At 59.7% G+C, this 12,950-nt stretch carries 10 protein-coding genes and 1 tRNA gene; 2 read left to right on the forward strand and 9 right to left on the reverse strand.

Translation table 11 applies throughout. The annotated features are described in order from the left end of the window. Positions 1 to 18: 18 nt before the first annotated feature. The 5 genes from dacB to H3S97_RS01345 form a co-directional block, all read right to left on the reverse strand. Entirely contained in the window at positions 19 to 1,446 is a 1,428-nt protein-coding gene (gene dacB, locus H3S97_RS01325) for a D-alanyl-D-alanine carboxypeptidase/D-alanyl-D-alanine endopeptidase (protein ID WP_198180345.1), read from the reverse strand. Positions 1,447 to 1,556: 110 nt separating this feature from the next. Continuing rightward, the gene (locus tag H3S97_RS01330) at positions 1,557 to 3,188 is read right to left on the reverse strand and encodes a hypothetical protein (protein WP_198219410.1); all 1,632 of its coding nucleotides are present in this window, start codon (positions 3,186 to 3,188) and stop codon (positions 1,557 to 1,559) included. Further along, the gene (locus H3S97_RS01335; RefSeq protein WP_198187401.1) at positions 3,185 to 4,030 is read right to left on the reverse strand and encodes an ABC transporter ATP-binding protein; all 846 of its coding nucleotides are present in this window, start codon (positions 4,028 to 4,030) and stop codon (positions 3,185 to 3,187) included. Before H3S97_RS01335 ends, H3S97_RS01330 begins: the two co-directional genes overlap by 4 nt. A gap of 53 nt (positions 4,031 to 4,083) precedes the next feature. Next, positions 4,084 to 5,310 carry a glycosyltransferase family 2 protein gene (locus H3S97_RS01340; RefSeq protein WP_198219411.1) on the reverse strand — a complete coding sequence of 409 codons (1,227 nt, stop codon included), beginning with the start codon at positions 5,308 to 5,310 and terminating at the stop codon, positions 4,084 to 4,086. Continuing rightward, the gene (locus H3S97_RS01345) at positions 5,310 to 6,749 is read right to left on the reverse strand and encodes an AI-2E family transporter (RefSeq protein WP_198182822.1); all 1,440 of its coding nucleotides are present in this window, start codon (positions 6,747 to 6,749) and stop codon (positions 5,310 to 5,312) included. The genes H3S97_RS01340 and H3S97_RS01345 overlap by 1 nt, the downstream gene beginning before the upstream one ends. A 90-nt stretch (positions 6,750 to 6,839) precedes the next feature. On the opposite strand from H3S97_RS01345, the gene H3S97_RS01350 reads away from it, so the two are divergent. Both H3S97_RS01350 and H3S97_RS01355 read left to right on the forward strand, forming a co-directional pair. Further along, positions 6,840 to 7,733: a glycosyltransferase gene (locus H3S97_RS01350; RefSeq protein WP_198219412.1), complete on the forward strand. Its 894-nt coding sequence runs from the start codon at positions 6,840 to 6,842 to the stop codon at positions 7,731 to 7,733. Positions 7,734 to 7,793: 60 nt separating this feature from the next. After that, positions 7,794 to 7,865, forward strand: a tRNA-Glu gene (locus H3S97_RS01355). Between the two features lie 357 nt (positions 7,866 to 8,222). Here the strand turns inward: H3S97_RS01355 and H3S97_RS01360 are convergent. The 4 genes from H3S97_RS01360 to H3S97_RS01375 all read right to left on the reverse strand — a co-directional run bounded on the left by H3S97_RS01360 (position 8,223) and on the right by H3S97_RS01375 (position 12,940). Continuing rightward, the gene (locus H3S97_RS01360) at positions 8,223 to 8,480 is read right to left on the reverse strand and encodes a hypothetical protein (protein WP_198219413.1); all 258 of its coding nucleotides are present in this window, start codon (positions 8,478 to 8,480) and stop codon (positions 8,223 to 8,225) included. A 350-nt stretch (positions 8,481 to 8,830) separates the two neighbouring features. Next, positions 8,831 to 10,354: a xylulokinase gene (locus H3S97_RS01365; RefSeq protein WP_408610406.1), complete on the reverse strand. Its 1,524-nt coding sequence runs from the start codon at positions 10,352 to 10,354 to the stop codon at positions 8,831 to 8,833. 66 nt (positions 10,355 to 10,420) lie between these two features. Continuing rightward, positions 10,421 to 10,807: a VOC family protein gene (locus tag H3S97_RS01370; protein WP_198182826.1), complete on the reverse strand. Its 387-nt coding sequence runs from the start codon at positions 10,805 to 10,807 to the stop codon at positions 10,421 to 10,423. A gap of 111 nt (positions 10,808 to 10,918) precedes the next feature. Beyond that, the gene (locus H3S97_RS01375; RefSeq protein WP_198182828.1) at positions 10,919 to 12,940 is read right to left on the reverse strand and encodes an elongation factor G; all 2,022 of its coding nucleotides are present in this window, start codon (positions 12,938 to 12,940) and stop codon (positions 10,919 to 10,921) included. Between the last annotated feature and the right edge of the window lie 10 nt (positions 12,941 to 12,950).

Genomic DNA, 12,950 nt, shown 5'->3' on the forward strand with positions numbered 1-12,950 from the left:
GTCCAGGCCGCTTCCTACTTAGAGCCGATCCAGGGATCCGACCAGGGTGTCCACAGCGTGCCGGGCAGCAGCCACATCCTCGGGATCGTTGACGACTACGGCAAAGACCAGAACACCGCCTGAGCGCCGAATCACATTGCCCGCCAGTGAAGTCACATGGTCCAAGGTGCCGGTCTTGACCCGGATCAGCCCATCAGCCTGATTGTCTATTTTCCGCCTGGCTGCTGTGCCGGTCAGCCCCACCACCGACAGACCCTTGACCAGGGGGGTGAGCCCCTTCTCGGACAGGGCCAGCTGCTGGACGTCCGCCAAGGTGCCCACCTTGAGGCTGGAGCCAGGGGTCAGCCCCGAGCAGTCGGCCATGTTGAGGCCCGTGGTATCTACGCCCAGCTTGTTCAGCGTGCTGGTCACGGCTTTCACAGCCCCGGCAGGGCTGTTGGGCGTGTTCAGGGCCAAGGCGGTCAGACGGCCGAAGAGCTCGGCCAGGCTGTTGTCGGAGTTGCGCAGCATCAGCGACATGATCTCGCTGAGCCGTGCCGAGCGGATACGGGCCACAACCTTGCCCTGGGCATGGTCGGTCCGATCAGGACCCTGGGCATTGTCCACCTGGATCCCGGAATCCTTCAGGCGACTGGCAAAGACTGCTGCAGCAGCCCCTGCGGGGTTTTGGACCCTGGGCAGGTAGACCCCGCCCGCGTCCGGATAGGCAAAAGGCTCGGCCCGTCCCTGCCTGGCCTCATCCACGGCCATAGCGACAGGTTCCTGGAAGTAGATTCCATCAGCATTGTTTGCTTCGATTCCCTTCGGCGACCGATCGTCGCCGAAGAGCGTGTCCTGGTAGGCCAGGGTCACTCGGCTGATCCCCTGCTGGTGCAGGGCCTGGGCCGTCTTCTCGGCCAGAGTCCCCAGGCCGGCCCGGCCATTGACGTGCAGGGGATCGTCCTTGCCGACCCCCAGCAGCATATCGCCGTGACCGCGTAGGGTCAGCGTCGCCTGCGAGGAGGAAGAGGAATTCAGAACCGCCTCAGTATCCAGTTGTGAGGACATATCCAGAACGGATGCGGCGGCGGCTGCTGTCAAGGTCTTCATGGTGGAGGCCGGCTGGCGCGCCTGATCGGCGTTCTTCTGAGCAAGCACGCGCCCATCAGCCTGCCGGACGACCAGCGAGTATGCATTGCCCAGGCCCGGCGTGCCGGCGAAAGTGTTAACCAACTGCTGAACCTGACCGGCATCCACTGCGGATCCAGGCTTGTCTGCGACCAGGGTCGGCGGCTCGCCCATCAAGACAGCAGGGGGGACCGAAGAATGACTGGTCTTTGCCAAGGTCAGAGGTCCGGGTACCAGATCGGCCAAGTCCATGCACGCATAGCCGACGACAAGCACGACAGCCACAAGCATGGCCAAGGCCACCCGCCAGCGTCGCTTGATCCGACGACGGCGTGTCATGCGCAGCTGAAGTCTGTCACCCAATTGCTCACTCCCGGACTTGCCTTCGCCAACCGGGTTCGGCTCGGTCGGCATCATCCAACTAGCCTAGTACTGGTCCTGTCACTGTCTCAGGACTGCAGAGAGGCATATCGATCCAGAGTCAGCAGTATGGCCGACTGACGACGATCGAAGATTCGAGACCCTATAGCGACACCAACGGCAAGCACAATCAGACCGTTCGCCAGTGCGACGGGCATGGGCAGCCAGAGCGGAAGAATCCCGACCGTGGTCATGGCCAGTAATGCCACCAGGAAGGTGGGCAGCATGATCACCAGGCTAGCCAGCAACTGCAGCAAGGGCAGGAAGCCTTGGGCAACGGCTCGTCCCTGTGGTGAGGCGAAAGGTTGGTCCATGGAGGGTACCGGATAGATCAGCAGGGCCGAGAAGACCTGGGCAACTCCCAGCCCAGACAGGAGCAATCCTACGGTCACAGCCAGCATATTCAGGGAGATGACCAGATCTCGTCCCCCTTTCATCGCCCCGGAAAGCGCCAAAGTCACCAGTCCAAGCAGGAGTATGCAGGGCATGGCCACGCTCAGATGGCTCCGGACACGCGAGAGCCGGTCCTCGCGACCCTTCACTCCCGCCGCTATCTCCATGCGCAGGGCAAGCCCATCGTAGGCCAATGCGTTGCCCTCGGGAACCTCCAGCACCCAGGCGCCCACAACCGGCCCCAACCATAGCATCATGGGCATCTGGCGGAAGATTACCGCGTATAGAATCACCACAACAAGTAGAAGCGGATAGCTAACAAGCCTGCGGGGGTCCTGACGAAGATAGATCAGCAATCGCGCGGCCATGGCATCCACAGCGTCCCGGGACCGGCCCAGCATCCCCAGCCCCTTGGGGGCAACCGACCGTTCAGCACTCGCCCCGGCATGCAAACGGTCATGACGCAGGCACAGCATGCCGATCAGGAAGCAGAGAGCCAGGGTGGCCAGCTCCATACACAGTCGTCCGACCAGAGCCCACCATGATCCGGAAATGAAGTCCTCCGGCAGACGGACAGCAGCGCCCAGTGGCGTCCAGGCCAATGTGTCGGCCAAGGACTTGAGGGATTCAGTGTCGACTGCAATGCCATCCATAATCCCGCTGTCCAGCAGAGAGGGCAACATGCACAAAAGCATGATCACCATGGTGACCAGCAGGTAGAGCCCGGATCGAGTGCGCTTGGAGACCACCAGGGTACCGACCAGGTCCAAAACAGCCCGGGACAAGGCCAGCATCACCAGGACAGCCAGCAGGGCTGCGATCAAAGCCACGATCGCAGCTCCGACACCCATGCGGGCATAGATGGCCGTCAGGGCCAGGAAGCAGACAAGACCTGTCAATCCCGCAGGCCCGGTCAGCCCAGCCAGGTAGAGCCCCACCTGCAGCTGGCTGTCAGGAATCCCGTACAGAACGAATCGCGAAGGGCTCAGGTTCGACCCCTGGCCCAGAAAGGCCAGTTGAATCAGGATCACTCCCAGAGTCAACCCGACCAGGAACAGGACCAATATGGCTCCCATACGCTGCCGGTCGCCCGGACCGGCAGTGGGCAGCCAACTCCCCAGTGTCAGCGCACCCTGCCATGAGGCCAGGCAGATGCCTATGGCCATGAGCAGGCTGATGATGGCGCCGACCATCTGCCAGGAGGAGCGCTTGGTGGTTCCCCAGGTAATGGACCAACGCATGGCGATGATGGTGGGTGCCGCGCTCATTGCGTCTCCTGGTCTTCCTCGGACCCGGAGCCGTTCAACCAGGCGATTCGCTTAGCCTGGTGACGGCCGCCGACAAGCTCCAGGAAGCGATCCTCCAGATCCTCGCCGGAAGCGACCTGGGCCACCGTACCATCAGCCCGAACCAGACCATGGTCGATGATGGCCACATGGGTGCACATCCGCTCCACCAGGGCCATGACATGCGAGGAGATGACCACTGTTCCTCCGGTATCGACATACTCGGCCAGGATGTCCTTGAGATTGGCGCTGGAGACCGGGTCGACCGATTCGAAGGGCTCATCCAGCACCAGGAGCCTGGGGGAATGAATCATGGCTGTGGCCAGGCAGATCTTCTTGGTCATGCCCGATGAATAATCACAGACCCGCTTGCCGCCGGCATCAGTCAGGTCGAAGGCCTCCAGCAGGTCCCTGGCCCGGCCCAGCGCCTCACTGCGCGGCATCCGTCGAAGCATGCCCGAGTAAACCAGCAGTTGCAGACCCGTCAGCCTATCGAAGATCTGATCGGCCTGGGGCATGACGCCGATGACCCGCTTGGCCGTATCCACGTCCGACCACACGTCCCTGCCCAGGATCATGACATTGCCGGAGTCGGGCACCAGGAGACCGGTCATCATGTTCAGCGTGGTGGTCTTCCCCGCGCCATTGGGGCCGACTATCCCATAGAAGGATCCCCTGGGAATATCCAGAGAGAGGGCGTTGACAGCAGGCCGACCCTGATAACACTTGACCAGGGCACGGATGGAAACCGCTGCCTGTGGATCTGGCGGAGGGACCGCTGCCGTCTGGGCGGTCATGCTGGTTGCTTGCGCTTCATCGGACATGGCCTTAATTCTAGCGTATCCCTATCTCGCTGCCGATTATGGGACTACCGTCCTTAATGCCCTGAGTGCTCGATGGGCTTCCATCCCGGATTGGCGAAAATGGCCTGGAAGGAGATGGGCACGTAGCTGAGCATGAAGATGGGGAAGCTCAGGCAGTAGGCGAAAAGCTCCTTGTTGGATGCGCCGATCTTGTCCCGCTCGGCCAGCACGGTCAGGGCAGCCAGGCCCATCATGGCCAGGAGGCCCAGAATCCCAGCTGCAATGCCATCGATCAAGGTGGTCACCTGGCTGGTCCAGGTCACAAAACCCAGAGCCGGGAAGAGCAGGCCGAAGAAGCAGCGGACCAGGCCCAAGACGGTCAAGGGACAGATCAGGATGGTCAGGTCCACGGCTGAGAAGTCGCGTTCACGGAAGGCCCGGGAGATCAGGGCAGGCCCGTAGTAGCGGAAGACCTGGAGGAAGCCCTTGCTCCAACGCAGCCGCTGTCGCCAGCTCTGCTTGAAGGTGACCGGCTGCTCGTCATAGAGGATGGCGGTGCCGCAATAGCCGATGCGCTCGCCATGCAGAACCGAGTCCATGGTGAACTCCAGGTCCTCGGTCAGCAGATGGAACTTCCAGCCGTTGTTGCGCTCCATAACCTCCCTGGAGAACATGAACCCGGTGCCACCCACATGGCAACTGGAGCCGATGACCATCCTTGATGTGTTGAGGAACCGGGATTCGCGGATGAACCATAGGGCCGAGCCTGAGGAGACCCAGTTGTCCGAGAAGTTGACCGAGTTCCGGTAGCTGGTCAGTATGCGGAAGCCGGACTGGAAGGCCTTGTTCATCTCTTCGATGTAATGACGGTCCAGGATGTTGTCCGCGTCGAAGACGAAGTAGGCATCATAACGGGAGTCAAGACCCCGATCGAGTATCTGCTCCAGCAGGAAGGTCAGAGCGTAGCCCTTGCCCACCCGGGCCGGGTCCTGCCTCTCGACCACATGGCAGCCCAGGGATCTGGCCAGCCCAGCGGTGTCGTCGGTGCAGTTGTCGGCCACCAGCCATATGTCGACCATGGAGAATGGATAGGTCTGCTCCTTGATGGAGTTGATCAGATGACCAACCACCTGCTCCTCGTTGCGGGCGGAAATAAGGACGGCGAAGCGCTTGTCGAAGGGGGCCTCTGGAAAGACCACCGGCTTGGAGACGAAGGAGATGACGATGCAGATGGCCTGGTAGACGATGCCCACCCCGCCCAGCAGCATCATCAGAACGTCCAATACTTTGAGCAGGGCCATCAGCGCCACTCCTTGCGGGGGTTGTCCTCCCCCTCGGAGGTCTCGTCCCCGGTCTCGGTACCCTTGAGCGGTCTGTGCTTTACCGGGGCCGAGGCGGACTTGGGTATGGGCACCGTGGCCGACTCGTCCAGGTCCTTGGCCGTCGGTGAGGATGTCGGGTAGAGCTGGCTGGCAATGGTCATGACAGGGTCCTCCACCCGAACCCTGGCACTGGTTCCCTTTGCGGACCGGCTGCCCACATGGCTGGCCACCGGCTGGACCACGTGCTCGTTGAAGGCCTCGACGCCCTCGACCACCTTGGACTTGCCGACAGGCTTGGGATCCTGCATGAGCGGGGAGTCAATCAGCTCGTAATGCTTGACCGAAGCCGAGAAGATGGCCTGGAAGCTGGCCGCCAGGGGCAGGGCCAGGAAGGCGCCAAGGGCGCCGAAGACCGCGCCCAGTGCCAGTACGGACAGGAAGGCGATGGCCGGGTTGAGATCCATGGTCCGCTGGGAGATCTTGGGGGCCAGGATCATGTTTTCGATCTGCTGGTAGATGATGATGTAGACCAGCACAATCACAGCCATCAGCAGTCCCCGGCTCCCCCAGGCCACCACGATGGGAACGGCCCCGCCTATGTAGGTGCCGATCGTGGGCACGAACTGGGACACCAGCCCGCAGAACAGGGCCAGCGGCAGCCAGTAGGGCACCTTGAGGATGACCAGGAAGACCGACATGCAGGCCGCGGAGATGAGCGCCAGGATGGTCCTGCTGAACAGGAAGCTGGAGATTTGGTCCTGGGCGATGGTCCAGACGAAGAGGAAGCGGCGCTGGCTCCTGGGGGCCAGCCACTGGCAGAGGCTGCGACGCAGCTTGGGGCCTGCGGCGGAGATGTAGTAGATCACCAGCAGAACTGTCATGATATTGATGAAGGACCCTGCCAGCCCCACGGTGGTGTTCAGGGCCTGCCCGGCGAAGTCAGTCACCCAGGATGTCTGGATGTTCTTGACGATCTCCCCGCCCAGATCCTGCATGGCCGGCAGGTGCCAGGGGGTGCGGCTGGCGATGAATTCCGCCACCTGCTCATAGAGGGCCGGCAAGCCGTTGGCCATGCCGATGACCTGCTGGACCAGCAGATTGCCGAACATGCCCAGGAGGACAATCACAATAATGATCAGGCCTATCAGGGTGACCGCCGAGGCCGCTCCCCGCCGCCAGCCGTGCTTGACCAGCCTGAGCACCAAGGGCTCCATGGCCAGGGCGACGAAGATGGCGATCACCACGTCCAGAACCAGGAATTCGATCTTCCACCAGGAGGAGTAGGCGAACCAGGCCAGGAAGACAGCTATGACCACGTAGAGGAGGCCGCGGCCGAACCATTCCGGAGGTCGGCGCGGGTCCCCCTTGGGCGGGAAGACCGTCGCGAAATCGAAGCGCTGCTTTTGCTCGTTGGCCATATGTTCCATTATCCCAAGATGGCTGACATGGCGGGCTATTGGGCGCAGGTTGAGCCGACGGTGTATCCGGGCACACGTATCCTGAGAGGTATGTTGACCGTTTCCATAGTCATACCCGCCTGGAATGAGGAAGAACGCATTGAAGACTGCCTCCTGAACGCTACCAGGCAGAGCCAGGCACCCAAGGAGGTACTGGTAGTCGATAACCACTCCACGGACGCAACGGCCTCCATCGTCGAAAAATTCATCGATCAGCACCCTGACCAGCATGTCAAGCTCCTCCATCAGGACAGTGAGCAGGGGTTGATCCCAACCCGCAATTACGGACTTGACCGGGCCACCGGCGACGTGTTGGGTCGGATCGACGCGGACTGCATGCTTCGTCCCAACTGGGTCGAAGTGGTCTCCGGCATCTTCACCCGGGACACAAAGGCCATGGGCGCCACCGGGCCAGTGGCCTACTACGACATGCCGGGCAAGCGGATCGGACTCAAGGGCGACAACACCATTCGCCGAGCCATCTACCGGGCGGACGACGGGCAATACCTGCTCTATGGCTCCAACATGGCCCTGCGCGCCACGGCCTGGCGGAACATACGCAACCAGGTCTGCAGGGACAAGGAGGACATCATGCACGAGGATGTCGATATCTCCCTGCACCTGATCGACCAGGGGTTCAAGACGGTCTACTGCAAGGACATGAACGTGGGTATCAGCGCCCGCCGGATGGACACCTCCTTTACGTCCTTCCGCCACTACATGCAGCGCTTCAAGAACACCTTCGACGCCCACCCGCAGCACACCAGGGAGCAGAAGCCCGAGCACACCCTCTACGCCATCTACCCCATCCTGCGAGCCTTCTATCCCGTCTACCAGAAGTACCTGGAATCCGCCGACATCAACCCTGCGGAACGTGTCTGGATTCGCGAACAGATGGAGCTCTTCCACCGGCGCGACCAGGAGCTGGACCAGGAGGACCACTGACCAGCGGACGGCACACCAGGCTTGCCTGGTCCACAGGGGGCGGGTATCATGGGCACGTTCGCCCCCGTCGTCTAACGGTTAGGACACCAGACTTTCAATCTGACAGCGAGAGTTCGACTCTCTCCGGGGGTACAAAAGTGCACTATATAGATTTATATCTAGCTTGATGATTTATCTTGTTGTTTTATTTCTTTTTTCTATTAAATAGAGATATGCACACATGAGGCAAACCCTATATAGCTATGCACTTAGCTTTGATACGGGGGTTCAGATCTTCTTTTCGCTTAAGCGCTAAACGCGAAATCGCCATGCATCGCACAATTAAAATTGTTAACTTTCAGCAGATCTGAGGAGAATCATCACATCCCCTCTAATGCACCTTTGGTAGAAAATAAAAAATATTATTATTATCTTACCTATAGTAAAAAAGAGTGTTTGACGCCCAATGTCGATATACCGCTACACAGTCAAACCGACAGACACGGTACGTTAATCAAGATCTGGCGTATCTTCATCCTCTTGATCTCGCGGATTAATTTCCTCCGCTTCTTGTCGGACTCGTTCAGATGTGCTTGAAGCATGAGGAAAAGATGCAATATAATTCTTAATCTTCTCTAAATCTTGTTCAGAAAGAGGAAATGAAAGATTTAATGCTCTCATTGCTTGATCTATTAGGTTTGGGGAACGTCCGATTTTAGCTGCGGCTTGTTCGAGGGTGTTTATACCTTGTAATTGTTGATTTGTCATTAGTTTATTTTCCAACCTTCTCTTGCAACCAACTGGTTAATCTTATATCTCTTTGAAGAGAAGAACAAAAATACCATTTTCCAATATTCGAAACCTCTATACTTTCAATCATTGAGCCTAATGTCAGATTCATCAGGGAATTGACACAGTACTTTACTTGATTGGCCTTCGACAACCTCACATGGCAGAACGCGTGATTAAGTGAGAACAGTCACTAATTGTCGTTGTCATTCGAAGACATGATTGTCTCAAACCGAAAAGCTTGAAAATTCTAAATTTCCAGAGTGATCATTCCGCAAACCTCGACTGTACTCACAGAAATCATAAAGCGCGATTGCATTCGGGGGTTTTTACCGGAGGGAATCCAAAGCCGGATACAGCCGCCGGAACCGGTTGTAACCGGCATCGTACACATGGCGGTTTGCGTCGTCAGGTGAATAGACCCGTCCAACAAGATTCGCTTCCACCAGCTCCTCCAAGGCCTGCAGATCGGGCCTGGAAGACGAACCTGTCCGTTTGCCAACGGAGACCAGCTCTGCCAGGGCCGCTGCAGGCATGAGATGGGCATCATCAAGCACCTGAACGGTCGCGTCAAGGATATCCGCCAGTATCTGGCACCATTGGGTCTCACGGGTGCCACCACCAATCAGGGTGACGCGTTCGATGGGCATGCCCAGCAGGTCGAGCCCCTGGCGAATCGAATAGGACACGCCTTCCAGCGCCGCTCGGGCAAGGTCGCTTGCCGTGGCCTGGAAAGAAATACCGACATAGGCTCCACGGATCGAAGGATTCATCATCGGGAAGCGCTCCCCCACCAGATAGGGCAGGCATATCACACCGCGCGCTCCCGCCGGGCTGGATTCCAACAAGTGCCCCATGCGTCGATAGGGGTCGTCGTCGCCCTCGGTCGGACCGCCCCCCGCAAAGACTCCGGTGGCCCAAGCATGCACGTTGCCTGCATTGAGGAATGGCACCGTGTTGATGATGCTGTCTGTACCCAGATAGGCCAGATTGACCATTCCAGGGCGGTCAGCTACAGCCCGGTTCGTCACTGTGGCAATCCACCCGGATGTTCCCAAATTGATATTGAACTGACCAGGATGGAACACCCCGCCGGCCAAGGTGGATGCCCCGGCATCCCCCATACCCGCATAGACCGTGGTTCCCGGAGCAAACCCCGTGGCAGCGGATGCGCCCGGCGTGCTGGTGCCAACGCCTTCCCATGGCCAATGGAGTTCCGGGAAGATCGCGGCATCCACGCCTGCTGCTTCCAGGATGTCCCTTCTCCACGTCCGCGAGCGCAGATCCATGGCACCTGCCGTCGAACAGGCCGTCACATCGCCGCAGTAGACACCGGTCAGCCACCAAATCAGATAATCCTTGGCATCGATGAGCACATGGCGAACCTGCGCATACCGTTGGGGCTGATGCCTGGACATCCATATCAGCTTGGCTACAGGCAGGGACCCGTCGCACGGGTTCCCCACTCGAGCGCGGAAGGACCCAGCCCCGTAAGCTTCAACCAGCTCGGCAGACTCCTCTTCGGCCCTGCCGTCCGCATACAGGATCGCCGGCCCGACTGGCTGCCCCTGCGCATCCAGGGCGATCAGATCCTGCATCTGCCCACTCATGATGATGCCGGTGACCTGGTCGCTCCTGAAGTGCTTGATGCTCCGCCCGGCCCTGGCCAAAAGGTCACGGGACACCTCGATGAAGGCCTGCAACCAATCCTCGGGATTCTGTTCGATACGCCCGTCACCTGTGTCAATCGGCAGGAGACCGCTGGATGCACACACCCTGACAGAACCCTGGTCATCCACAAGAACGGCCTTGACCTGCGTGGTCCCCACGTCAAATGCGGCTGTATAGGTCATACCGGCCATCCTAGGCTTTCCCGACTTTCCGAAGGCTGGCATGATCCCGTATGTGGACTAACGCAGTCACCCCTGGGCACCTGACCAGTCCACCACAGCTTCGACATTGTTCCCGTCCGGATCCAAGACGAAAGCCGAATAATACTTGGGATGATAATCGCGCAGCCCCGGAGCACCATTGTCACGGCCTCCGGCAGCGAGCGCCTCCCTGTGGAAGGCATCCACCGTTGCAGCATCGGCGGCCCTGAAGGCTATGTGGGTCACCGGTGAGCCGGCCCCGTCCTCGCTCGGCGTCAGGTAGAAGTCCGAATGGGCCCCATCATCCTCTGCACCGAACCCGATGGTGGGCTCATGGTGGGCCTTGGCCACGTACCCCAATGGTGCCAGGGCTTTGCTATAGAAATCGATGGAGGCCTGGATGTCCCGAACCTTCAGCGTCAGATGATCGATCATGTCCGTAATTCTAGGTGGATCATCAACCGATAATGGCAGACCGCCCAGAATGCTCTTTCCCCGTACCGCTCGATGCAGGGGATAACCAAGCTCAAACCTTAAGGCTGTGCTTCAGATGTACCGGCCGCCGGGCAGGTGCATGAAGTCCTCCACCTTGTTCCATTTGACCGGGTACCCTGCTCCGTGGGCGCAGAAGACCGAGTCAGGGGTGTTCTCCAGGTCGGACTCGGGGTCATAACCGATGGAATCCACAAGAGCATCCTGGTCCTGGCAGGGACGATACCCGTTGAAGAAACAGGTCAGATGTCCACGGCCGTGAGTGTAGGTGCTGACCTCTATGGCATAATCACGCATCTGTGATACCGGCGCATCCCCTTCCAGTTCGACAGTATCCCCGTCTGCCTGCGGCTCCGAGAAACCGCCCTTCATCCGGTAGATGTCCGACATGGCCCTGCCCAAATTCCCCTGGGGAACGGTGAGTCTGAAATGGTACCAAGGCTCCAGCAGTATATTGCGGGCCTTCATCAGCCCCTGCCGGACGGCCCGGTATGTGGCCTGGCGAAAGTCCCCGCCTTCGGTGTGCTTGATGTGCCCGCGGCCGTCCAGCAGGGTGATGCGCATATCGGTGATGGGCGACCCCGTCAGAACGCCCAGATGCTCCTTCTCCGCCAGATGGGTCATGATGAGCCGCTGCCAGTTCCCCTCCAGGCGATCCAGACTGCATGTCGATGCGAAACCGAGACCGCTGCCCGGCTCCGTGGGTTCCAGGAGCAGGTGGACTTCGGCGTAGTGGCGGAGGGGCTCAAAATGTCCGACTCCTTCGACGGGGGCCGCGATGGTCTCCCTGTATAGGATCCCGCCCTGGCTGAAGGAGACCTGCATGCCGAACCGTCGATCCAGCTCCTCCTGAATCACCTCCAACTGAACCTGGCCCATGATACGCAGGTGGATCTCCTGGAGCCGTTCCTGCCAGACCACATGCAGGAGGGGATCCTCATCCTCCAGGATGCGCAAGGCGTTCAACAAGTGGTGCGGGTCCACCCCCTCGGCTGACACTGCATAGGACAGCACCGGCTCCAGCACAGGAGTCAGATCCTTCCGCTCGCACCCAAGCCCCTGCCCCGGACGTGTCAGGTCAAGGCCGGTTGCCGCCACGATGCTTCCGGCCTGGGCGCAGTCCGTCAACGTATAGGAAGCCCCCGAATAGACACGAAGCTGATCAACCGTCTCCCTGGTCTCAACGTGTCCGTTCCTCCCCATATCTCCGGCTGTCCCGTACGCCTGCGCGACAGAACCCGATGCTTGGCTGGCTTCATCCCCATGACGAAGCTCGGTGGTCAAAGAGGATTTGACCGGCAGGTCGCCACCGGTCACCTTGAGCCAGGTCAACCTGGCACCCTTGTCATCATGCGATACCTTGAACACCCTTGCACCGAACTGTTTGCCGTACACAGGCGAAAGGGTGTACCGCTCCAACCCCTCCAGGAGGGCGTCGACCCCGTCCAGGCGCAGGGCAGACCCAAGGAAACATGGGAAGAGACGGCGGCCGGCAACCAGCCTTGCCAGACTCTCATCCGATATGCCATCGGTCTTGAGGTACTCATCCATGACACCCTCGTCAAGCAGGGCCACATCCTCCATATCACCGTGCCCAAGTCCACGGCTCAAATCGAAGCAGCCCGGAGACCAGCGCTGCTTGCAGCTTTCCAGTATGCGGGCGGCGTCAGATCCAGGGGCATCCAACTTGTTGACGAAAATGAAGGTGGGCACACCGTAGCGCGGCAGAAGTCGCCAGAGCGTGTCGACATACCCTTCCAATCCAGCGGTTGCGTCGACGACCAGAAGGGCATAATCCAAGACAGACAGGACCCGCTCCATCTCGGCCGAAAAATCCACATGGCCAGGTGTATCGATGAGGGTCAGATCGACATCACGATAGGTCAGCCGGGCTGGTTTGGAGAAGATGGTGATGCCCCGCTGCCGCTCCAGATCGTCGGTGTCCAGATAGGCATCGCCATGGTCCACCCTGCCCAGACGGCGAATTCTCCCGCCCCGGTAGAGCATGGCTTCCGAGAGGGTGGTCTTGCCGGCATCCACATGTGCCAGCATCCCCACCACTATCCTCTTGACCATCGGGGCCTCC

It is taken from the genome of Bifidobacterium choladohabitans, assembly GCF_016102005.1.
GTDB classification, from domain to species: Bacteria; Actinomycetota; Actinomycetes; order Actinomycetales; family Bifidobacteriaceae; genus Bombiscardovia; species Bombiscardovia choladohabitans.